Annotated in this window: 17 protein-coding genes; 6 read left to right on the top strand and 11 right to left on the bottom strand. The window is 42.7% G+C overall.

What is annotated here, in order from left to right:
• Positions 1-113 precede the first annotated feature (113 nt).
• The 6 genes from KSX81_RS17480 (at position 114) to KSX81_RS17455 (ending at position 6746) form a co-directional block, all read left to right on the top strand.
• Entirely contained in the window at positions 114-992 is an 879-nt protein-coding gene (locus KSX81_RS17480; RefSeq protein ID WP_004320945.1) for a sialate O-acetylesterase, read from the top strand.
• A 211-nt stretch (positions 993-1203) separates the two neighbouring features.
• Positions 1204-4335, top strand: a complete 3132-nt coding sequence (locus KSX81_RS17475; protein ID WP_004301593.1) for a SusC/RagA family TonB-linked outer membrane protein — start codon at positions 1204-1206, stop codon at positions 4333-4335.
• A gap of 19 nt (positions 4336-4354) precedes the next feature.
• On the top strand, positions 4355-5959 hold the full coding sequence (locus tag KSX81_RS17470; protein ID WP_004301592.1) for a RagB/SusD family nutrient uptake outer membrane protein: 1605 nt from the start codon (positions 4355-4357) through the stop codon (positions 5957-5959).
• Between the two features lie 160 nt (positions 5960-6119).
• A complete protein-coding gene (locus tag KSX81_RS17465; protein ID WP_032848700.1) occupies positions 6120-6368 on the top strand; it encodes a DUF3791 domain-containing protein in 249 nt (82 codons plus the stop codon).
• Positions 6365-6640, top strand: coding sequence for a hypothetical protein (locus KSX81_RS17460; RefSeq protein WP_004301589.1), 276 nt, complete (start codon positions 6365-6367; stop codon positions 6638-6640). The genes KSX81_RS17465 and KSX81_RS17460 overlap by 4 nt, the downstream gene beginning before the upstream one ends.
• Positions 6540-6746, top strand: a complete 207-nt coding sequence (locus tag KSX81_RS17455) for a DUF3791 domain-containing protein (RefSeq protein ID WP_074726648.1) — start codon at positions 6540-6542, stop codon at positions 6744-6746. The genes KSX81_RS17460 and KSX81_RS17455 overlap by 101 nt, the downstream gene beginning before the upstream one ends.
• A gap of 98 nt (positions 6747-6844) precedes the next feature.
• Here the strand turns inward: KSX81_RS17455 and KSX81_RS17450 are convergent, their stop codons facing one another.
• The 11 genes from KSX81_RS17450 to KSX81_RS17400 form a co-directional block, all read right to left on the bottom strand.
• On the bottom strand, positions 6845-7618 hold the full coding sequence (locus tag KSX81_RS17450) for a hypothetical protein (protein WP_004301588.1): 774 nt from the start codon (positions 7616-7618) through the stop codon (positions 6845-6847).
• A gap of 82 nt (positions 7619-7700) precedes the next feature.
• Positions 7701-8981: a rhamnogalacturonan acetylesterase gene (locus KSX81_RS17445; protein ID WP_032848697.1), complete on the bottom strand. Its 1281-nt coding sequence runs from the start codon at positions 8979-8981 to the stop codon at positions 7701-7703.
• 21 nt (positions 8982-9002) lie between these two features.
• A complete protein-coding gene (locus tag KSX81_RS17440) occupies positions 9003-10607 on the bottom strand; it encodes a fimbrillin family protein (RefSeq protein ID WP_004301586.1) in 1605 nt (534 codons plus the stop codon).
• A gap of 21 nt (positions 10608-10628) precedes the next feature.
• The gene (locus KSX81_RS17435; protein WP_004301585.1) at positions 10629-11519 is read right to left on the bottom strand and encodes a fimbrillin family protein; all 891 of its coding nucleotides are present in this window, start codon (positions 11517-11519) and stop codon (positions 10629-10631) included.
• Between the two features lie 31 nt (positions 11520-11550).
• Complete coding sequence (locus tag KSX81_RS17430) at positions 11551-12501, bottom strand: fimbrillin family protein (protein WP_004320947.1); 951 nt, start codon at positions 12499-12501, stop codon at positions 11551-11553.
• 173 nt (positions 12502-12674) lie between these two features.
• Positions 12675-13805, bottom strand: coding sequence for a glycoside hydrolase family 88 protein (locus tag KSX81_RS17425; protein ID WP_032848694.1), 1131 nt, complete (start codon positions 13803-13805; stop codon positions 12675-12677).
• A 13-nt stretch (positions 13806-13818) separates the two neighbouring features.
• Positions 13819-14787 carry a polysaccharide deacetylase family protein gene (locus KSX81_RS17420; protein ID WP_004301582.1) on the bottom strand — a complete coding sequence of 323 codons (969 nt, stop codon included), beginning with the start codon at positions 14785-14787 and terminating at the stop codon, positions 13819-13821.
• A gap of 166 nt (positions 14788-14953) precedes the next feature.
• Positions 14954-19237 carry a two-component regulator propeller domain-containing protein gene (locus tag KSX81_RS17415; RefSeq protein ID WP_004301581.1) on the bottom strand — a complete coding sequence of 1428 codons (4284 nt, stop codon included), beginning with the start codon at positions 19235-19237 and terminating at the stop codon, positions 14954-14956.
• A gap of 90 nt (positions 19238-19327) precedes the next feature.
• Positions 19328-19642, bottom strand: coding sequence for an L-rhamnose mutarotase (gene rhaM / locus KSX81_RS17410; RefSeq protein ID WP_004301580.1), 315 nt, complete (start codon positions 19640-19642; stop codon positions 19328-19330).
• Positions 19643-19660: 18 nt separating this feature from the next.
• Entirely contained in the window at positions 19661-21070 is a 1410-nt protein-coding gene (locus tag KSX81_RS17405) for a glycoside hydrolase family 105 protein (RefSeq protein ID WP_032845785.1), read from the bottom strand.
• Between the two features lie 3 nt (positions 21071-21073).
• Positions 21074-22915: a rhamnogalacturonan lyase gene (locus KSX81_RS17400; protein WP_032845783.1), complete on the bottom strand. Its 1842-nt coding sequence runs from the start codon at positions 22913-22915 to the stop codon at positions 21074-21076.
• Positions 22916-23044: the final 129 nt, after the last annotated feature.

Genomic DNA, 23044 nt, shown 5'->3' with positions numbered 1-23044 from the left:
AGATTTCTCACACGATTGTTAGTTTGATAAGAAGTCCTCCCGAGCGATAATAAACGTGAGGAGGACTTTTTATTACCTCCATAGTTTATAAAATCATAAAGCATATTTCTATCATGAAGAATTTACTGATCCTTTTCATACTTGCATTCAGCTGCAACTGTATGGCGGGCAACAACGAACCTGCCCATGTGATTATCACCGCCGGACAATCGAATACCGACGGACGTGTACCCAACGACCGTTTGCCGGATTACATCAAAACAATGGCAACAGATACGGCTTTTACGACAGGAGCCTACAAGTATTGCAGAATTGCCCAGAACCGTACAGACGGGAAATTCCGTCCCTTCTGGCCTAAGAGTAAAAGAAGAGCCAAACCCAATACCTGGGGGTACGATGCTATTACCTACTATTGGCTGGAACAATGGTGGCAAGAGCCTTTCTATGTTATCAAATGGGCAATCGGCGGAACTTCTATCGAGCCTTCCAATGCTTCGGACAAATCAATTCATTGGTCGGCAAATCCCGAATGGCTGGCAAATAATACGGCAACCAGTGAGAAAGGACGTTCTTTACTTCTGTCCTTCATCAATGACATAGACGGCTGCATCGACAATACATTATCCAAGTTGAAAAACGGTTATCAGATTGATGCATTCCTATGGCATCAGGGAGAAAGTGACCATGCACATGGAGATAAATATTATGAAAACCTGAAAGCAGTAGTCACTTATGTACGCAACCATCTAAGCGAAAAAACAGGAAAAGATTACTCCAACCTACCTTTTATTTTCGGTACGGTAGCCAAGAAGAACAAACAGTATGGCAGCGAAGTGGAAGCCGCCATGAAACGTTTTGCTAAAGAAGATAAGAACGCATATTTGATAGACATGTCGGATGCGGAATTGATGGGCGACCGTTTGCATTTCAACCAAAATTCTGCCGAATATTTGGGCAAACAGATGTATGAACAGATAAAGGCAATCCGTTGAAAAGGCTATATTTGTACGTTCATAGGGGGTGGCGTACAAATGCCAAATGTGTTTTTTAGCAATTAGTATGAAATTACATCTTTTCCGTACGAATACTTGAGCGTAATTTCTCCTAATACACTTCCTTTGCAGAGGAAGTCAGACAAATGGAAAAACAAACCATGTCTGCATCTTCCGTTATTTACTAATTTAATCACTTAGAGATATTAACATGAAAAACATTTTGCATGGAAATGGCAGTCTGGGAAGGAAGATTCAATATCTCCTTTTAATGACTCTGTTCGTAGTACAATCTACCCTGTCGTTCGCACAAAACCGGACGGTGACAGGTGTAGTCGTAGATGAGAAAGATGAACCGATTATCGGTGCAAACGTCACTGTGAAAGGAACCGCCAAAGGAACGATTACTGATTTAGACGGTAAATTCGTACTCTCCGCTCCCAAAAGTGCCAAACTGCTGGAAGTGTCTTTTATCGGATATAACACTCAAACAGTAACCATTACCGATAAAACGCTGCAAATCAAACTGTCGGAATCCGCTATCGCACTGGATGAAGTCGTAGCAATCGGCTACGGTAGTGCCAAGAAAGGAAATGTGACCGGAGCTATCGCCAAAGTAAATGCCGAAAAGCTGGAAGACCGGGCATCAACCAATATCGCTTCTTCCCTGCAAGGACAACTGGCAGGTGTGGAAGTTCGTAGCACCACCGGTGAACCGGGTTCCGAATTACAGATTCGTGTACGTGGAGCTGCTTCTATCAACGCAGATGCTACTCCTTTATATGTAGTAGACGGTATTCCTGTCGATGACCTCGGTAGCCTCAACCCCGGAGACATACAGTCTATTGAAGTATTAAAAGATGCTTCCTCATCGGCTATCTATGGTTCCCGCGGTGCCAATGGGGTTGTCTTGATTACCACCAAACAAGCCGGTACTGATGAAAAAGTGAGAGTACAGTTCCAGGCCTCTTTCGGTATTCAGTCATTGGAAAGAAAAGTAGATGTACTGTCGCCCGAAGAATGGATTGAATTCCGTACCGCATATAATAATAACAGATATATTTCTCAATACGGGAGTAAAGGGGCAACGATTGAAGATGATTACGCTACCCGTCTGGCAATGATCGGTGGAAAGGAAAGTTATTATTTCCTGAATGACCCCCGCTGGACAGAACCCGGTTACGGCAATCTGAAATTGATTGACTGGCAGGATGAATTCTTCCGTCTGGCTCCGATACAGAATTATCAACTCTCTCTTTCAAGTGGTCGCGGTAACACTAAATATCGTGTATCAATGGGATACACAGATCAGGAGGGTATCGCTATCGAAAGTAATTATAAGCGCTTGAATTTCCGTGCCAATGTAGAATCGAAAGTATTCAACCGGATTACTGTCGGAGTTAATCTGGCACCATCTGCCAGTTGGAATGAAGGAGGACGTGTAGATGGTAAAGACCGTCAGGCAACGAACGTACTTACCATGGCTCCGGTTGCAGAACCTGAAGATGGCATCTATACCGGTGCAGGGGCTTACGGCTACTATCGTTGGACCAGTTCCAGCAAAATCAGTCCTGTTGCCTATATGGAACATGTACAAAACAAAGGAGAAAAGGTGCAATTCAGTTCATCTGCCTATATTAAAGCGGATATATGGAATGGCATTAAAGCAGAAGTGACCGGTTCGTATAATTTTAATAGTGCCCAAAGCCGTTCTTTCGTACCGAGCACCATCACCAAATACCGGACGGATGTGGAAGGCTACAGAACGACAGCAAGTCGTACCGAATCACGTGGTAATAAATTCCTTCTCCAAGGGGTGTTGCATTACAACAAGACATTTGGCCGGCACACTGTTGGAGCAATGGCCGGTTATTCTATGGAAAGTTCCGGTGGTTCTTCCATGAGATTATCAGCCACTCAATTTCCGGACAACTCTCTGGAAGTGATCGATATGGCCGACGTCGTACTCACTGCTGCTACAGCGTCCTTATCAACTCCATCCCGCCTGATGTCTTACTTCGGACGTTTACAATACGAATATGACGATCGCTACCTGCTGACGGCAAGTATCCGCCGTGATGGCTCTTCCCGTTTCGGAAAAGCGAACCGTTGGGGTATCTTCCCGGCTGTTTCCGGTGCTTATCGTATCTCAAACGAAAAATTCTGGCCGAAAAATTTCGTCATGAATTCATTAAAACTGCGTGCCAGCTGGGGAACAAATGGTAACAACTCCATTCCTACAAATACAGCGCTTGCCAAACTAAGCAGTGCCAATTATTCATCCGGAAGTATTATCAACGGTTTTGCACCGACATCGCTCGCCAATCCTGATCTTGGCTGGGAAAAGACTGAAAGCTGGAATGTTGCTTTCGATATGGGATTGTTCAACAACCGTATCTTCCTTTCTGCCGACTATTATGTGAAAACAACCAAAGACTTGTTATACCAGGTGACTGTTCCCGCATTGCTCGGCTTTACCAAAGCATGGGGAAACATCGGTTCTATCCGTAACAAAGGTTTCGAACTGGAAGTAACTACGCAGAATCTGACAGGCAGACTGAAATGGAGCACTTCTCTGAACGTTTCTTACAATCAGAACAAAGTACTTAGCCTGGGAGATGATAACAGCACTGTATTTACAGGATATGACAGCACCACACAGGTGTTTATGGTGGACCAGCCATTGAGATCTTTTTATATGTACGATGCTGTCGGAGTCTATCAGACACAAGCTGACTTACAAAAATATCCTGTAATGCAGAACAGCAAAGTGGGCGACGTACGCTACCGGGACGCAAATGGCGACGGAGTTATCAATGACAGCGACCGCACCTTGATGGGCAAACCCGATCCGGATTATACTTTCGGTATAACAAACACCTTCAAGTATAAAAACTTCGACTTATCTTTCCTGATTACCGCACAGACAGGAGGCCAGATTTACAGCGTCCTGGGACGTGCCATGGACCGTCCGGGTATGGGAGCCAACGGTAATGTATTGTCTCATTGGAAAAATATGTGGAAATCGGAAGCAGAACCGGGCGACGGAAAAACTCCGGGTATCGACAACGCCAATACGGGACAGTTCTATGACAGCCGATGGTTATACAGTACAGATTTCATAAAACTCAAAAACGTAACATTGGGATACCGTATTCCATTCAAAAAGAAGTTCATACAGAATGCCCGTGTTTATCTGACAGGGGAAAATCTTCTGATGTGGGATAAATACGAAGGTGGTTTCTCACCTGAAGCTAACAATGGCGGTTCAACGGGAGACTATGACTACGGTTCATATCCGCAAGCCAGAGTCATTACGTTAGGAGTGAATGTTACATTCTAAATAAAAAAAGAAAGAAACTATGAAACTATATAAATATCTTATAAGTGGAGGATTAGCGCTGACATTGTCACTGTCCTCTTGTGAAAGTTGGCTGGAAGTGGAGCCTAACGACACACGTACCACGGACTATTTCTATTCAACTCCCAGTGAAATGGAACAAGCCATTATCGGTATCTACAACGGCCTGCTTCCTATTTCGGACTATTCCTGGCTTATGTCGGAAGTTCGTTCAGACAATGCGTGGGTGGATAAAACGACGGATAAACAACGTGACTATATCGATATAGGAACTTTCAATCCCAACATTTCTACCATCAGTACCCTTTCCGGAGCCTGGAATAATCTGTACGAGATTATAGCCCGTGCCAATATGTTTCTTAGCAAAACCGACGGGGTTACTTTCTCTTCAGAAGCTATCAAAAACCAGTTTATCGGCGAGGCCAAATTCCTTAGAGCATTGGCTTATTTTGACTTAGTACGCTACTTCGGACGTATTCCTATCGTATTGGAACCGGTATCTGTGAATGAAGCGATGACGATCAAACAGTCTGAACCGGTGGAGGTATATGAGACAGCAATCGTCCCGGATTTGGAGGACGCAGTAAAGAAACTGGTAGACACTCCGCTGAATTATATGGGAAACAGCGCTTCAGCCGGGCGTGCTACCCAAGTGGCTGCAAAGTCTTTATTAGGACGCGTTTATCTGACAATGGCAGGATATCCCGTACAGGATGCATCTAAAAAGGCGTTGGCCGAGGAACTATTTAGCGAGGTGATCGATTATTCTTTCGCCAACAATAAATATTGGGCGAGCACAGCCGACGAATGGATTAAAATATGGATCAGTGACAACGACAACAAATATCATATTTTCGAGATCCAGTATATTGCAGCCAAGAACTATGGTAATCCAATGGTATTCAACTCTGTACCGGCTGTCAACGATTCTTATACGAAGATACAAATGTCCGGTAACAGAATATGGTGTGAGAACCAATTGGACGGTATTTTCAAGCAAACCGACGAAACAGGTGCTTTCATTGACAAACGTTGTGCAGGAACTATCAATACAAGTGAATTTGTCGACGAAGACGGAACTCCATATACAGGAGGGGATTTCTTCCTGAAATTCTTCGAGCACAAAATGAAACGCAAACTTTTAGGATACGAAGACATCGATGACCAGATTGCCGACCGCACCTATTTCCCCATCAATTATCCACTAATTCGCCTGGAAGATGTGATGTTGATGTATGCTGAAATTGTAGGACCTACCGGCAAAGGGAAAGAAATGGTGAATAAGATTCGTACACGCGCCGGACTGGATGCTTTGGATGATGATATTACCATCGAGAATTTTGCAGACTCTGTAGATATTGAACGCCGCCGTGAACTGGCATCTGAAGGAATCCGCTGGCACGATTTGGTACGTCAGAACCGATATGTAGGTGTATTGCAGGATATGTTCAAGCGCAATGGTTCCGATGCCAACGGAGTAATCACCAAGCCGGAAACGTACGAATTATACAAACTGGTCACCAAAGACTCATACATCTACCCGATACCGGATTCACAAATGAAAGTAAAAGAAGGATTGTACGAACAGAATAAAGGATATAATTAAGCGACATAATACTATTTATAAATTTGTTTGAAGGTTAGTAGTGAAAGTCCTCCGGCGGCAGCTTGGAGGACTTTTACTTGTATATACAAAAAAGTTCCGGCAATGTTGTTTATTTGCCTGCCATCAAGTATCTTTGTTTATAAACTGAATTTTAATGCTTATGTGTAAACAACCAGATATCCTAGAAAGTGAAAAGATTCACTTTGCAGTCATGGCGATAGAAGCCGGAGCACGCGAAATGGGAATTTCTCCTATGGAAATGCGCCGACGTTTAGAGAAAATGAACCTAATCAAACGTCTTCTACTGGACAATTACGAAGTGATGCACACACAAAGCCTAAAACATGTAGGCGAGGATGTGGCTGAAGCTTTGAAAAACTGGGAAGCACAGGAGGGCGGAAAAGTATGAAAATAACACTTTATCATGGTTCCACCCTTTCTATAGAGCATCCTTTAGCCAAAGTGGGACGTGCCGATTTAGATTTCGGTAATGTTTGCTCAATCAGCAACTCATTGATACACAGCTACATTTTGATAAGAGTTTTCCACTGGATACAATGGACAGAAAAGGAGGTAATAAATGAGAGAACAAGTACTTTGGAGAAAAATAAGTCGTATCATCCTATTATTATCGGTCCGATTGGAGATAAGCCCGGAACGAGCATTAAATCTGTTTTATGAAACAAATGTATGTGCCATGTTACATGACTCCCGTTACGGTCTGCATCTAATGAGCGATACTTATATTATAAATGATGTATTACGTGAATTACAAGACAAGCAGTGATTCAAGAATATAATATAGCTTACCACAACTCAAAAAGGAGGAAAGTTGTCTACAATGCAACTCTCCCCCTCTTCTATTTAATAGATTAATATATTCTATTATTTTCCTATAGCGCCAGCCCAATCTCTGGCAAAGCGGAAATTACCGATATTTCCTTTAAAGCCACTGCGATTTCTAAACGAAATAGCTTTCAGACCAGCTTTCAATGCACCTTCTTCACCAGCCACTACAACATCGGCTTTCGGTTCATTCTGATTTAAATCAGGATCAACGAATAAAGAAACTTCATTCTTGTCATAATCAACTTTCAATACCAGCAGATGCGTTGTATTATAATCATATACCATAGGAGCTTCGTTACGTTCTTTCATCAAGCCTACAGCAAATTTGATTTTATCATTTCCTTCACGTCTGACATATACTTGACCACGATTTCCTCCGCCAACATAACTGGCACTGGCAGCCAAGATATCTGCCAAATTACTTGAACCGACTTTAGCAAAGTTCACCAGACAAGCCAGGTAATAAGTTCCTTTAGAGTAAACTTTTCCTGATTCTACCAAAGAATATACGCTGACACGGGAACCTTTCACACCTTGCGGAAAACCAAAATTGATAGATGATCCCGCCTCACTATATCCGTCATAAGTCAAAGCCTTTCCAACAGTAGGACTTACCACTCCTTCAACCGATGTCGTAGTAAATGCTCCACACCAAGTATCTACGTTAATAGGAGCCCGTTTATCATCATAAACCGTTTTCTCCAAAGTATCGCCTACCTTATAACCTTTCAACAGGTCATTCTTCAAAACTTGTGCCTGGCTTCCCAATGCAAGAACTGCCAACGCCATTGATACAAACACTTTTTTCATAATCCCTCTTCTATTTTATGTTTTTAATCTACGTTATTTATTGATATTGAACCGGAATAATCCGCTATTATATTTCCATTTATTAATTACCATCCGGTTTCTCTATCTCCGTAAACGGGCAAAGATTCCATTTAAAGTCTTCGAATCTGTCGGGATGGTCTGGATTGAATCCTTTATAATCCTTCCTCAAGAACTTCACCGCATCCAAATCAGCTTTCTTCATTCCTTCAATAATACATTTAGCCAGTTCATAAGCACCGAAAGTATTGGAGTGGGAATTATCTTTCAGTTCCTTTGTCTGTCCCGGATAAGTATTAGCCGGATAATGCACGAACGCATGTTTAGAGCCATCTTCGCCCATTGCCTCGTAAAGTGTACGACTTATTTCATTCAAATCAATCAAAGGTACGTTTTCTTTGGCTGCCAACCAACGAATCGCATCAGGATAATCAAGGTGAGTGTTTACAATCTTACCGTTCTTATCAAAACGACGACGTTGCGTCGGAGTCACTAATACAGGATACGCACCTCTGGAACGGGCTTCATCAATATAAATCTTCAGATTATACATGAAAGAATAGAAAGCTCCTTTGCCGGGTCCTTTCTGTTTCTGATCGTTGTGTCCGAACTCCATAAAGAGATAATCGCCCTTCTTCATCTGTGTCAGGGCTTTTTTCAAACGTCCGGCACCGATAAAGGTATTAGCAGATTCTCCGGATTCAGCATAATTGGCAATAGCTACCTGATCGGTGAACCACCGTGGAAACATTTGTCCCCAAGCGGCCCAAGGTTCGTTATCATAATCAACCACGGTGGAGTTGCCGCAAAGAAAAATGGTAGGCACTTTATCTGCACGTTCAATGACCAGAGAAGTGATACGGGGCGCATCACCATTAAATTCAATAGTCAGTTTTTCATCCCAGTTCAGTTTATTCTTTTCACGTGCCTTGATTTTGACTTTCTCTCTTTCGCTGATTTTCATGTTCCGCTTGTTGACAGTAAAAGATTCGGTAATCATTTCTCCCTTTTTAGTCGGAAGATTTTCAATAAACAGTCGGCGGGACTCGGCACGCACCGTAGTATTTCCGGCTGAATCCTTACTGCCAAGGGTGACGGTTACTTTATAATTGCCATCGGGAACATTGACGGAGAAGAAGAAAGGCTGATTACTTTTTCCATCCCATGCCGGTTGCAAATCATATCCGTAACCTTGTTCGTCATTGAACAAGGTTTCGGGTGTCACTTTAGTATATCCCTCTTTTACCTTTTTGTCGGAAGTAAAGTCGAATTTATAGACTTGCGCACGTACTAAAAGGCAACCGGTTACCAACAAAAGACTAATAAGAAATAGTATTCTCTTCATCATCATACAAATATCTTTAATTTAGAATCCCAGGAAAAAACGATAAGTGTAAGTATTGGTCTTGACACCACCGGTTCCTGCCGAGCCAGCTGTTTTAGAATAAGTAACAATGTACATATTCTTATTATTCCGTTCCGTACTACTCCAATAGGTAGCAGATATATCCATTGTTTTATCCGATACTTTTATCAACTTAGTATTCAGCTTACTCTCTAAAGAATTATCTTTATCCTGCAAAGCAACAAGTTCCCCACTGGAAGGCACATACCAACCGGTAGTTATAGACGGAGACGGGAAGCTACTTTCACAATCATCCTGATATTGGAAACATTCAAAATCTGTTTTGAAAGTATCGTAGTACAAATCTAATACTTCCGAGTTGTTATATCCCAAAAAGCGAAGAGGTTTGTTTTTATTATTTTCATTTGCATCATAATATCCGGTAACAGATACATAAGAAGAAGTAAACGAAGTAGTCATAAACCAGTCGTGTATACTTTGAGTAAGAGCAGGAGAGAATTTGCCCGTTTCTGTATAGAGGCTCATAACTAACCCATGAACACAATTGGGATGCGAACGGAGCAATGCATCATTAGTGGCAGTATAGGGAGTTCCCGCCACATCTTTATACAACACAGAAGGCATCGGATTTCCCACCCAACAAACGATTCCAATACAATTATCCTTTGCAGGTTCTGCTTCATTGCCACTTACCACACTTCCATCTGCATAATAATAATCGCCTACCTGCAGATGATGGGTCACCTCTTTATATCCACCATCGACAACAAAACGTTTGTATTTTCCTTCTTTCATCTTTTCAGCCGTATCAAGCGTACATTGCTTATCATTATAATGACCGATAATCTGATTTTCCGAAGACGGTTTTCTTAGCAAACGATATTCATCTTTCTTTGCGTCATAATAAGGAGAAATTTTAGTTCCTTCCTCCACATTATCAAGATAAAAAGCTACATCGACAGACATAGCAACATAAGGAGTTTCTTCCGGCATTGCCACTCCTTCGGCATCTGTAAAGATATAACGAGTGGAAGGCAACTTCACAACAACCAAGCTCATACGGTGTGTTAACTGAAAGCTCAATGAGTAGTTTCCGTTCTCACCAATCAATGCAGTTGCATTTGAGGTCATCAAATCCTGTTTCGCATATGCTTTCTGATCACTTTGTTCTGTTGTCAATTCCCAACCGGCTGCCAGAGGAGCAAAAAAATCATCACCTATCAAATCCGTTTTTCCTGTCATTTCCGATTGATAAGGATAGTAAGCATAGAAATTCACTCCCACCAGACGATCATCATACAATATCGGTTTACCCGACCAGCTCGAACCATTGAAAGTGAAAGGCATATTATTGATTTCGTCCAATATCGCACCGTCTTTCACGGCGAACAGTCCAATCTGGTCGCCTTGTGTAAAGGTCGTGACGAATCCCGTATCTTCTGTACGCGTAGACGGTTCATTGCTAATTATCCCTGTATCAGTCACGTTCAGTACAATCCCATTCCGTACATTTCCCGGAACTTCTTCCTCATTTTGAGAACAACCAGCCCAACCGAACAATAGGATTGCCAGCAAGGCCACTTGCATAAGTTTATATTGTTTCATCTTCGCTTCAAATTTTGAATATTATTCTCTATCAGTTCCTTCAACCTCTTCGTCATCACCGTCCCACGAAACAGAATCTTTTTCTATTGTCACTTTCAATCCCGGTTTACCAACTCCTACATTGTATGTATATTGGTGTCCACCTTCTAATATGCCTTCACCATTGCCCGGCGTATGACCGAAATTCCTGCCGTCTTTCAACGCAACTTTAAAGAATAATTTGCCGGACATATCCTGCGGAATCATCAGCAACTGAAAAGAATAAGCGTATCCTTCTCTGGCATTTTCCAACAAATAAGGTTTCATCACTGTCGCTTCAACTCCTGCGGCAGACTGTAATTTGCCTTCTGCCATACTGCCCTTTGTTACAGCACTTACAGTGAACACAATATCCTTCAAATCTTCTTCCGATACAGTGTCTCCGTCACCTTTCACGTTGATAATCAGCTTCACCGTTCCGTGATGGAATTTAAGCTTCCGCTCGCTACGGAATTTCATTTTCTCATAGGCATAAAGGAAATCCGAGTTTTTATATGATTCTTCAATAGTCTGATCGGAAGCTACGGTCCACTCTGTCAACAAAGTTTCCGAAGAAGGATACCAGGCAAACAAAGTCTCTTCTTCCGTCGTTGTATACCAATAAAGAGGATCGTTATTTTTAGCACTCATTTCTCCTGATTGAGAAACCTCATACAACTTTTGTGAGAAACCATCGTATAGGGAAACAAGCTCTCCTCCATCCCATTCAGTCTTCTCCCCGATGCTACGCGTGAAAGTTATAGCTGACTTTTCCGCCATTAGCTCCATCGGATATTTATTATTTTGAGACTCGTCTTCCACTACATTGGTACAAGCTCCGAAGAAACCTGCTACTGCCAATAAACAGCCGAGCCATAATTCATTTCTTTTCATATCATTCTTTTTTTGAATCCTTGTCAGTCGTTTATTCAGTAACCGAAGCAGTTACATCTTTATCATCTTCTACGATCCAGTCTTCTATTTCCGCTTTGGTGATTGTCATTGCAGGATTTTCGAAGGTCACATTATAAGGATAGGCATGTCCACTCTCCAGATTCTGAACAGGCATGTATTGCGTGTAGGTCTCATCATTCATTCTCACTTCCAGCAAAACTTTCTCCGGCATATCCTGTGGGAATAAAATAATGGATGCAGTCATTTCACCTTCTGCCGGTTTAGCAATATCCATGCTTAATTCTGAATTTGGAGTAGCACCGCTTTTGGCAACAGCCTCACCGGTAGTCACATTAAAAGAGCCTTCCAACTGCAGGCTTTTCAAATAGACTTTCATATTATTTAATGTAGCTCCGTTGGTTGCTTTAAACTTCAATATGATTTTAGTCATTTTATGTGAGAAGTCGAAGGTAACAGGAGACTCTGCACGAACTCCGGTAGCCTGGGCAAATAGAAAGTCTATTTGTGGCTGTTTGTCGGTTGTCTGGTCTGCTCCGCTGATTGTTTTTGCAATCACTCCTTCTGTACCCGGCAATGTACCATTCGCTCCCTGATACGGATAATAAGCATTCAAAGTAAACTCACCTTCTCCTTTCAAACGGATATTATTGTCTGTTGAGCCTTCGTTCACAACACGGAACGAACCTCCGGTTTCATTGCGATATTGGATATTAATATAGGTATCCACTGCATTAGCGGTCGCATTATCCTCATCCGCTTCAACAGTCACTCCAATCCGGTCGTCCGAGCCCCATGCCGCACCGACAGCACGAGTTTCCTGTACATTATTCACCACTTCATTGATATTTCCATAAATTTCGATGGGTTTATAAGCGCGATCCGCCTTTCCCGACTCTTCATCACTACAAGCAGAAAAAGCTAATGACACTACCATAGCAGCAGCTAAATACATGTTTTTCATTGATGTCTTCATTTTAAGTTATTGTTTTTTTTAGTTTTTTACTCCTGCAAATGTAGACGTACTTATTGAAGTATACAATGGACGATTGTACGCAAATACCTTGGCAATTATCCATTCAAGGGAAGTAAGGCTACCGGAGTATAATTACCCATGGAGAAGTGTATATTATTCTATTATTTCAGCTTGTACACTTCCGTTCCGGCAAGCAGGAAACAACCTACACCGTAATCTTCAAAGTCGGGTACACTCTTATAAGTAACCGGCTGACCGTCTTTGGGCTCCTTACCCGTACCTTGTACATATCCCAGGAATCCGTTCGGATGTACGGCATCTTTCACCATAGCGTTCCACGCTTTTAAAAGGATGGGAAGATATTCTTTACGGTCGAGCAGTCCGTTACGAACTCCCCAAGCCATACCGTAAACAAACAGTGCTGTGCCGGAAGTCTCTTTGCCTCCGAAGTTCGTAGGATCATGAAGGCTGACATTCCAGAAACCGTCTTCACGCTGACACTTCTTCAATGCCTTGCTCATGGTCAGGAAATCATTGACATAGTCCTGACGGTGTTTTTCGTCAGAGGGAATTTCATCCAAGACACGCACCAAAGCAGCATATACCCATCCGTTTCCACGACTCCAATAGCAATCCTCTCCATTAGGCTCCTTATAGGGAGGATTGAAATCCTGATCGCGCCACCACAGACCGTCTTTCTGATTGAACATACCGGTTTCATCGTGCTGACTGCGTGTATAATAGTACATATCCCACATCTTGTCGTAGTACTTCTGTTCCCCAGTCATCTTTCCGAATTTAGCAAAAATAGGCATTGCCATCTGTACAGCGTCAATCCACCACCAGTCGTTCACCTGCGGGGTGTTCACTACCATATCGATACTTGCTTTGATATTCCGGATCATGTTCGGGTCTGACGGACAAATATTATATAAGTCGATATACGTTTGTCCACAGCAATGGTCGTCGGCGTTACGGGTGGTATTGCCGTTTCTCATTCCCCATTTGTGAAAATCAGCCCAATCGTAGGCATACTTATAATAATCCTCACGCGGATAAATAGAATAGAGCGCCATCAGCCCCTCATAATATACGCCACGTGTCCAGATATTACTGGGACGTACACGACCATAAAAACTGGGGATAGTATAATCGGCATACTTTTTCATAAAGTAACCGTTCACTTTCTTCATGACCTCCAATGTTTCCTTTTGATCGGGCAAGTTTTGAGCATTTACACTGACAGCACCTGTCAATATGAAAAAGAGTAATAGTACTAATTTATTTTTCATGTACATTCTTAGATTATTTATTGTTGAAACTTACTTTAATTTTCCCTGCATACGGATTGAAATCGAAAAGAACTTTATCTCCGGAAATATGTGCGGAAAGCTGCTTTTTACCTTGTTTCACAGACACCTTTTCTACTGCTTCTCCCACAAGCACCATGGTTAATGGTTCTGTATATATTTTCTTGTCCAATGTCATTTCAGGAGTAATCGTCAATCCCCTCTTATGTGTGGAAACGTTTAATCGAATATCATCCCTCTCCCTTATATAAGCAGCCACTTCACGAAACGTACCTACCCAAATCTTATCTTCCAGACTTTTCACTTTATCCAAGTGTTCCCAAAACAACGAAGGTTCCTTAAAAGCATCATATCCGTAATTGATTCCATGCGTCATACCTACTCCCCACTCCTCTTTCGTCATTAAATCATCCAGCCATTTGGCAAATCGTTGAGGGCTAGATTTTCCGCCAATCGAAATCTGTTTGGTACGTGTTCCCACTCTGTTTTTAGAAGCCAGCGCAACGATCTCATCTGTCTTATAGTTATATGGATAACAATAAGTGACAGGCATCACACCTATATTGGCAAAAATCGCACTATCATTCTTCTCTATTTCAGATTTCACTTGTTCCAAGGTCAAACGCTTCGCATTCTGATGTGACCAGCTATGATTGGAGATTTCATGTCCGTTCTTTGCCATTTGCTTTAGTTCATCCCAAGTCATTCGAGGTAACTTGGATGATGCCCCTTGTTCCGTATAAAAACCGCAAACCCAGAAGGTTCCTCTAAAGCCACGCTTTTCCAATTCCGGCGCAGCCACTGTGGAATGTTCTGCCAAACCATCATCAAAAGTATAGGTGATAGCACAAGTTTTGTCCTGCTTATATTTGGCAACGTAAACTTTCCAATTGGCAGCTGATAGGGTACTTATACCCAAAATATAGAAAAAAGAAGTCAGAATAAATAAAGAAAGTGTTTTCATGATTCTATTAAATGATTAAAGATATGAATATGAAAGCCATAGTCACACACTATTTACCCTGCAAAGATAGGTGTACCTTCCCTATTGTACAATGGACTATTGTACACAAATACAAGGACTATTATTCAATATAAAGGTCCGGAAGCGAAATGGATAAAAATCTGTTCTACATGGAATCTCCTTCACTATTCACACCACGCTGATAAACCGATGGTGCTACCCCAAACTGTGCTTTAAAGCATTTACTGAAATAGAAAGGATCACTGATGCCTACCTTGTAAGAGACTTCCGCAACCGTCAGATTATCTTCTGACAGCAATAACTCCGCCGCTTTCTTCATGCGCACCACACGCAAATATTCATTAGGCGAATATCCTGTTACGCCGCGTAATTTCCGATAAAAAACAGTTCGTCCCAACTTCATAAGCTGCGCAAACTCGTCAATAGAAAATTCCGGGCGGGCAAGATTCTGTTCGAGAATGGCAGCCAAACGGTCTGCAAATTCTTTATCCCGGTCGGTAGTACACATAGCCGGACGCACAATACCCGGTTCACTGGAGAACTTCTCACGCAATTTATCGCGCTGCTCGATCAAACGGAATACACGTGCCAACAGCAGTTTAACGCTGAATGGTTTGGCGATGTATGCATCCGCACCTGCCTCAATTCCTTCCAGATGCTTTTCCGGTGAGTTCAACGCAGTCAGAAGGATAATGGGAATATGACTCGTATCAAAATCTGTTTTTAGTTTCTTGGTTACTTCAAATCCGGTCATACCCGGCATCAGAACATCACAGATAATCAGGTCGGCATCATACGTACGGGCCTTTTCAAATCCGGACGTGCCGTCGGCAGCCACTTCCACTTCAAAGTATGCGCCGATTTCTTCCCGTAGAAACTCACGGATATCATTATCATCTTCAATAATCAGCACTTTCCGTTTATTCAAAGGAGCAACCATCTTTTCCGGGTCAGGAAGCTCTTCCGAAAGCTGTAACAAATGATGTGCGTGACCATCCGCCTCTTTCAGCAATACGTTGCCCGGAACAAGGAAGTCTTTCTCCGAATACACCGTCTTATCTGTCGGAATACATACGGTAAATACAGAACCGCCACCTTCATTGTCTTTATATTCAATCGTGCCTTTATGTACCTGCACCAGTTCGTGGCTCAAATGCAGACCGACCCCAATACTGTCACCGGAGAAATTACTCTGCATAAACCGCTTGAACAATTCGTTCTGTTTCTCTTTAGGAATCCCCACTCCTGTATCCGAAACCTGAATTTGCAATGTTTGTTTCCCTTCGTCCACATTCACCGAAAGAATAATCGTTCCGTTGGAAGGAGTATATTTAAATGCATTTGAAAGCAGGTTATAAGTCACCTTATCCAAATTTCCTTTATCAATAAACATCTTATAAGATGGCACCGAAGGCAAGAAACGGAAGTTCATATTCTTCTGTTCCGCCACGTCGCCGAAACTCAAGAATATTTCATAAAGGAAAGAGATGACATCCGTTTCCTCTAAAGAGAGTGCCAGCTTATTATTCTGCATCTTTCTAAATTCCAGCAACTGATTGATAAGCCTCAACATACGCTGCGTGCTCTTATCCATTGTTTTCAGCGGATATATCAATTCACGCGGGATATCAGTCACACGTTGAATCTTCTCCAATGCTCCCTGAATCAAGGTAAGCGGAGTACGGAATTCATGAGAGATATTGGTAAAAAACACCAGTTTATATTCTGTCAACTGCTTTTCTACATTGATGCGGTTACGCAAGCCGTTAAAGTTACGAACGATACGGAAAGCAAAGTACAAGGCTATGATTAATAACAGCACATAACCCAGCATTGCCCAAGTCGTTTTCCAGAATGGAGGGACAATTACAATTTTCAGTGTAGTCTCGCTATCATTCCAAACACCTGATCCATTGCTCGACTTGACGTGAAGTATATAAGTTCCCGGATTAAGATACTTAAACGAAGCAAAATTCAGAGGAGAAGGAGCACTCCATCCCTGATCGTAATTTTCCAGCCAATACATATATTTGGTATGGCCGCTATCCGAATAATCAAAAGTAGAGAAATCTATCAAGAATGAGTTCTGAAAAAACTTTAGGGTTATTTCGTCCGAATAAGCCAACGATTGCTTTAACGGAGAGTCCTCCATCTGCGGATTCATCTGGGTTCCATTGACATATAAATCCGTGAAAACAACCGGGGAGAAAGTTTCGTTATCCTGTATCTTTTCAGGATCGATCACTATTAATCCGTAGTTTGTGCCAAAAAGCAGTTTTCCATCTTCGCGCATACAGGCACTATTCTCACTATACACATTTCCCAATGTATAGGAAGAAAAGAAATAGTTTTCAAAAGAATGGGTAGCCGGATTAAATTTGGAAATACCATATTCGGTGGCAACCCAGAGATTCCCCTTTTTATCTCCCAGAATAGACTGGATTACATCGTTAACCAATCCTTCGGAAGTTCCGTAATGTTCATATTTCAAAGAGCAATAGTTATCCTGCGGCTCACAAAGATTCAGTCCCGAACCGGACGTACCAATCCACATCCGCCCTTCCGTATCCCGATAGATACACTTGATTTCATTACTGCAAAACTTTCCGTTTGTATAACTGAAAAGATGATAATTATCAGCATCTGCAATCAATGAATCCGGATGAAAAATACAAATACCCTCACTGGTTCCTACCCACACCATCCCATTTGCGTCTTCTTCTATCACACGCACCATTCTCATCCCGAATGTTTGCTGGAAGAAATGACGGAATTTATATTTACCGTCGGGAGTAGGTTCAGCCAGTTCCAGCCCACCGCCAAATGTTCCTATCCACATGCGGTCTTTACGGTCGCGATAAATGGCAAAAACGTTATTATCGGATAAGGCTGTCAAATCAGAAGGATTATTATAATACCAGGTGTCCCCCACTTTGAGACCATTTCCACGAGTTCCCATCCACATTCGTCCCTGTTTGTCTTCGGTGAGAGCATAGATATTAGAATGGAAATATTGATTGGTCATTTTTGAATGAAGGCTCGAATCAAAGGTGTATAATCCCCCCTTACGCGTACCTACACAGATATCCCCATTAGACATTCTGGTAAGCATACGGATGGTGTTCGACCGGTCGAACAAATCACGGGATTCGGGATAGATACGGGAAGTTCCTTCATTCAATACGGAAATACGGGACAAGCCTGAATATTCCGAAGCTACCCAGATGCCACCGGCACGATCTTCCATCACATATTGCAGGAAATCCGAACTGATATGACTCTGGTCATTAATGTTCGCCACAAAATGCTCCAGTTTATCTTCGGCGGTATTATAAGCGAAAAGCCCATTTCCATAGGTCGAAATCCAAATAATTCCCCGGGAATCATGGACGATATGATAACGTTCAAAGTCGATATAACTTATCTTATCCTGGGGAATCAACTGGAAATCCTTACTCTCTCCGGTTTCGGCAAGCACGTATGTAAGCCGTCCCGTATGATTGTATATCCAATAATCTCCACGATTATCACGTATCAATTCTCCCTTTTTAATATTCAAACGAGGATCTGCGGCCATCTCTCCGGTAGCAAACTTATAAGTATATACTCCGGTAGTAGTCAGGATCACCCACTTATCTTTCAACAGGAAATTTCCGGTTGGCGATGTCGCCCCTGCCACAGTGGCAAGAGAAGCCAACTTTTGCATCTTTTGAGTAGCCTCCTGATAATAATAGATATCTCCATCTGCTGTAAGGAAATACATATCGTCCTTATAGGACAGCGAAGAAGTGAAGTGGATTAATCGGTCTTCTATCCGATATTGTCCGTTGGAGACAGAAACCAGTCCGCATTGAGTGCCGATCCAGATACGGCCACTGGCATCCTCATTCACAAATTTCACCCGGTTATCCGGCAGGTTTCCACGTTCGGTCCTGAATACGGTAGATGTCATCTCACCATTTTTCTGATGTACCATCTTCCGGCAGCCATTTCCCGAATGGGAAAGCCAGACATCTCCGTTAGCAGCGACAAAAACCGTTGAATAATTCTGCCTTAACTCGCCACAACCGGTATAGTCCACAAAACGGGCACGTTGCAAATCATAGCAACTATATAATTCAGGTGTAGTAGAAATCCACAAAAAACCATCTTTATCTTCTGTCAGATCGTAAATACGGTTGTCTGCCAAAGATACCTCATCACCGATTTCCGGACGGAAAGTGAGAAAAGAGTTGCCATCATAACGACTTAACCCGTTCAAGGTAGCCAGCCACAAAAAACCTTTACTATCCTGATAAATATATCGAATAGAGTTATTGGGAAGGCCGTCACTCGTTCTCATTTGTGTAGAACGAAGCTCAATTGCACTATAAGCATTCAACACAAAACTAACAAGAAAGGTAAAGATCAAAAGGTGTCTTTGCATCATATAGATTCCAAGATTAATAATAAATGTTGGACAAAAATAGTCAAGATAGTTGAGATAATGAAAGAAACGGCTCACCTAATTACTAAAAAATCAATCCATGTGGAATACTTCCGGCAAAGGAATGGACACCGGTGAGTTGTCCGGATTCACTTCCATGATATCCGCCATATAGTCCCACCATTTCTGCACAATCTCCGTATTACCCAAGTCCTGCGAACCGGCCTCACCTTCCGTTTTCTGGAAAGCAAACAGGATATTGGTCTCCTTATCCCAATAAATCGAATAGTCCGACACTCCGTTTTTGGAAAGCAATGCTTTCAATTCAGGCCAGATGGCAGCGTGTCTTTTCTCATATTCAGCTTCACATCCGGGTTTTAAATACATTTTAAAAGCTTCTCGTTTCATGGTTCTATCTATTTAAAGTTAATCTTTCTTTTCTTCTGTATCGATGGCAAAAATAGGTGCAGTCGTCTTCTGTTTCACCTGATAATACTGAACGGCACTGTCATTCATCTGCGGGTACTGATTCTTCAATAGAGAGATCATTTCCGCACCTGCCCAAAGCACTGGTCCGTATCCATGTGCCGCATATACATTGACCGGACGATAGTAATAAAAAGCAGGATCGAAAGCCATCCCCGTACCCACACAAGTGCCTTCCACCTGACCTTCCGCATTGATCTTACCGGCCACGGCATGCCATCCCAAATGAGCGACAGGTCCATAAGCAATGGCATCAATCCAGCCTTTATTGATAGCATGCGCCAAACAGTATACGTAAATAGCCGTAGCAGACGTCTCCAGATAAGAATCATTCCGGTCGAGCAATTGATGCCAAAGCCCTTCTCCACTTTGCAAGGCAGTCACTCCGCGTACATGAGCCCGGAAATAATCCATCACTTTCGCACGTTGGGGGTAATCTTCCGGCAATACATCGAGCAATTCGCATGCTGTCAGCATAGCCCACCCATTGGCACGCGCCCAACAAAAGGCAGGATGATCGGTACTGCTTTCTACCCATCCATGACGATACAATCCTTTTTCAGGGATAAACATACGGTCGGCAAATTGCAGGAATTGTCTGACAGCCTCCGCCAGATATATCTCTTTTTGAGCCTTGTCATAACGGCTCATCTGGGCTACTGCGGGAATCCCCATAAACATGTCGTCCAGCCAAAGTGTATTATGTTGCGGACGATTGCGGGCAAAAGTACCATCTGCCAACCGGTATTCTTTATTCTGAATAAAATCAAAATAGTTCCCAATTAATCCGTCTACAGGAAGTGAGCGGTCTTTCACACGGACTTTCACCATCGCTGCACACACAGCCCCGGCATCATCCAGAGCATGAGGAGTGAGGATTTGCAGCAATTGAGGGTCTGTTGTGCCTTTCTCTTCGTACACACGCTTAAAATGAGGCGCCACTTCCGCCAGAAAGCGGAAACGGTTCTGCACATAATCCATGTAACGTTGATCGCCCGTAGCTTCGGCAGCTGCTATCAAGGCTGAATAGGTTACTCCCCATTCGTAACTTGCCAGACGGAAAGCACCACGTTCCAGTTGCGCTTCCTCTCCCATCGTGGTGTAGTCGGTAATCAGTTTACCTGTGTTCTTATCTACCACGCGTGCCGGAGTCTCCTTATCAATATAAGCAAATACACGATCTATATCTTTCTTGACCTGCCCGGGTGTCAGGTCACCATAAGTGCCCTGATAAGCAGGTTGCAGCAAATGCAAAGGAGTATTTGAATCATTCACTACCGTTTTCTTTTTCTGTGCACTAACCGGCAAAGTTGCCAGCAATAAAGCAATGGTTATGATACGAATATTCATAATCTATTTTTTAGGTATTTTACATCCTCTGAATACAGTGCCCTGAAGCTCCGGTCCGAAATAGAATCCGGGCTGTGTAGGCTGATTATAAGCCACATTCTGGGTAGCGATACTTATACGATAAATCGGATCTTCGAGGAAAGTATGAAAACGATAGTCGGTAGGAATAGTGGAGACGTAAAGCCGTAAAGCTGTATTATCAGCTGTACGCATCAGTATTTCTTCGCGCCAGTCACCTACGATATCTCCCTGAAGGCAAGGATTCGCTTTGGTTCCATTATTGGAAAGAGTTCCCTCAAAAATGGCTATGCGCTCACACACTCCTTTTTCCCAATTATATTTGCTGACCATATTTCTATCCAACAATTCACGCAACAAATCTCCATCCCACCAAACAGCCATATTACAGGATAAACCTCTTACCCGGTCTTTTACCACCTCTCCTTTCACATTCCTTATTCCTCCGGAAGCAACAGACCACATTTCAACGCCCGGTTGAGTCGGGTCAATATCAGCTGCCATACAACGCCCTACATCTGTATTGTCTTTAATCTGAAATAGAACTTCTCCGGTAGCTGCATCCCGATAGGTAGAACCATCACGTTTATTTTCATGACAATCCCATACTTGCAGCCCTTTACGAGAGGGGTCGAAATGAGTCAGATGAATGGCATCGCCGTGTCCCATTTCCGTGGTGTAGAGTCCTTTACCGTTATGGTCTATGGCGCATGAACCGTAGATGATCTCATCGCATCCGTCACCGTCCACGTCACCTACCCGCAGGTTATGGTTTCCTTGTCCGGCATAATCTTTACAACCGGGATTATTACTGTCGAATACCCAACGTTGTTTCAGCTCCTTTCCATCCCAGTCAAAAGCAGCCAAAACAGTACGTGTATAATATCCACGACACATCACTACGCTTGGGTGTATGCCGTCGAGATAGGCAACGCAGGCCAGAAAACGGTCGCTGCGATTACCACGACTGTCTCCCCAACCCATCAAGTCTCCTCTTACGGGCACATAATCAATTGTTTGCATCGCTTCTCCTGTCAATCCGTTAAAAACTGTCAGATATTCCGGTCCGGTCAGGATACGTCCTTGTTCATTCCGATAGTCAGCCTGCGCATCCCCAATCACTTTTCCTGTTCCATCCACCGTTCCGTCCGCGGTCTTCATCACTACTTCCGCTTTGCCGTCACCATCGAAATCGAACACCATAAACTGGGTGTAGTGTGCACCGGCACGTATGTTACGTCCCAGATTAATACGCCATAATAGTTTTCCGCTCAACTTATAGCAATCAACATATACTTCTCCCGTATAGCCGTCATGTGAATTATCATGTGCATTACTCGGGTCCCATTTCAGAATAATCTCATATTCGCCATCACCGTCCACGTCACCGATACTGGCATCATTCGGAGCATAAAAATAGTTTTGCCCTGACGGAGTCGTACCATCTTCGGGGCGGTTCAACGGAATATTCAGATAACCCAATGGGGCATTTGCCGGTAATTGATAGCTACTTTCCGTTTTACCTTCCCTTGCTTTCACGGTATAAAGTACAGATTCTGTCCCTGCATAGGTATCCTGAAAGAAAGTGGCATCCTTCAACGGGTGTTTGTTTATCTTTTCATCGTTCCTATAAATATCAAAAGATTCATTCATCGGGTCGGAAGACAAATAACGCCAGGAAACAGCCACAGTAGACGGATTCTCTCGGATAGCAATTACACCACGTCCCAGACGTTCGCGTTTCAACTTCGAAAAGTCATAGTTTGGCTGAGCTATCGAGAAGATAGCTATCAGGCAGAAACTAAAAAAAAGAGTTATGCACTTCATAGTTTTATCGATTAATCAAATTACAACACAAAAGTAAAGGACGCAGCCCATTGATAAAATAGAATATTGTACAGATATATGTAGAAATCATCATTAGACGTACTTTTAACACTATTTTCTGTCGTCTCG

Source organism: Bacteroides sp. MSK.18.37, assembly GCF_019129155.2.
GTDB lineage: Bacteria > Bacteroidota > Bacteroidia > Bacteroidales > Bacteroidaceae > Bacteroides > Bacteroides ovatus.
The sequence above is the reverse complement of the archived record's forward strand: the minus strand, read 5'-3'. Positions and strand labels throughout refer to the sequence as shown.

Coding starts and splice junctions, on each gene's coding strand:
- KSX81_RS17460 (WP_004301589.1), top strand. CDS start 6,365: ATGAAAATAACACTTTATCATGGTTCCACCCTTTCTATAGAGCATCCT.
- KSX81_RS17400 (WP_032845783.1), bottom strand. CDS start 22,915: ATGAAGTGCATAACTCTTTTTTTTAGTTTCTGCCTGATAGCTATCTTC.
- KSX81_RS17480 (WP_004320945.1), top strand. CDS start 114: ATGAAGAATTTACTGATCCTTTTCATACTTGCATTCAGCTGCAACTGT.
- KSX81_RS17475 (WP_004301593.1), top strand. CDS start 1,204: ATGAAAAACATTTTGCATGGAAATGGCAGTCTGGGAAGGAAGATTCAA.
- KSX81_RS17465 (WP_032848700.1), top strand. CDS start 6,120: ATGTGTAAACAACCAGATATCCTAGAAAGTGAAAAGATTCACTTTGCA.
- KSX81_RS17430 (WP_004320947.1), bottom strand. CDS start 12,501: ATGAAAAACATGTATTTAGCTGCTGCTATGGTAGTGTCATTAGCTTTT.
- KSX81_RS17435 (WP_004301585.1), bottom strand. CDS start 11,519: ATGAAAAGAAATGAATTATGGCTCGGCTGTTTATTGGCAGTAGCAGGT.
- KSX81_RS17405 (WP_032845785.1), bottom strand. CDS start 21,070: ATGAATATTCGTATCATAACCATTGCTTTATTGCTGGCAACTTTGCCG.
- KSX81_RS17470 (WP_004301592.1), top strand. CDS start 4,355: ATGAAACTATATAAATATCTTATAAGTGGAGGATTAGCGCTGACATTG.
- KSX81_RS17445 (WP_032848697.1), bottom strand. CDS start 8,981: ATGAAGAGAATACTATTTCTTATTAGTCTTTTGTTGGTAACCGGTTGC.
- KSX81_RS17420 (WP_004301582.1), bottom strand. CDS start 14,787: ATGAAAACACTTTCTTTATTTATTCTGACTTCTTTTTTCTATATTTTG.
- KSX81_RS17425 (WP_032848694.1), bottom strand. CDS start 13,805: ATGAAAAATAAATTAGTACTATTACTCTTTTTCATATTGACAGGTGCT.
- rhaM (WP_004301580.1), bottom strand. CDS start 19,642: ATGAAACGAGAAGCTTTTAAAATGTATTTAAAACCCGGATGTGAAGCT.
- KSX81_RS17450 (WP_004301588.1), bottom strand. CDS start 7,618: ATGAAAAAAGTGTTTGTATCAATGGCGTTGGCAGTTCTTGCATTGGGA.
- KSX81_RS17440 (WP_004301586.1), bottom strand. CDS start 10,607: ATGAAACAATATAAACTTATGCAAGTGGCCTTGCTGGCAATCCTATTG.
- KSX81_RS17415 (WP_004301581.1), bottom strand. CDS start 19,237: ATGATGCAAAGACACCTTTTGATCTTTACCTTTCTTGTTAGTTTTGTG.
- KSX81_RS17455 (WP_074726648.1), top strand. CDS start 6,540: ATGAGAGAACAAGTACTTTGGAGAAAAATAAGTCGTATCATCCTATTA.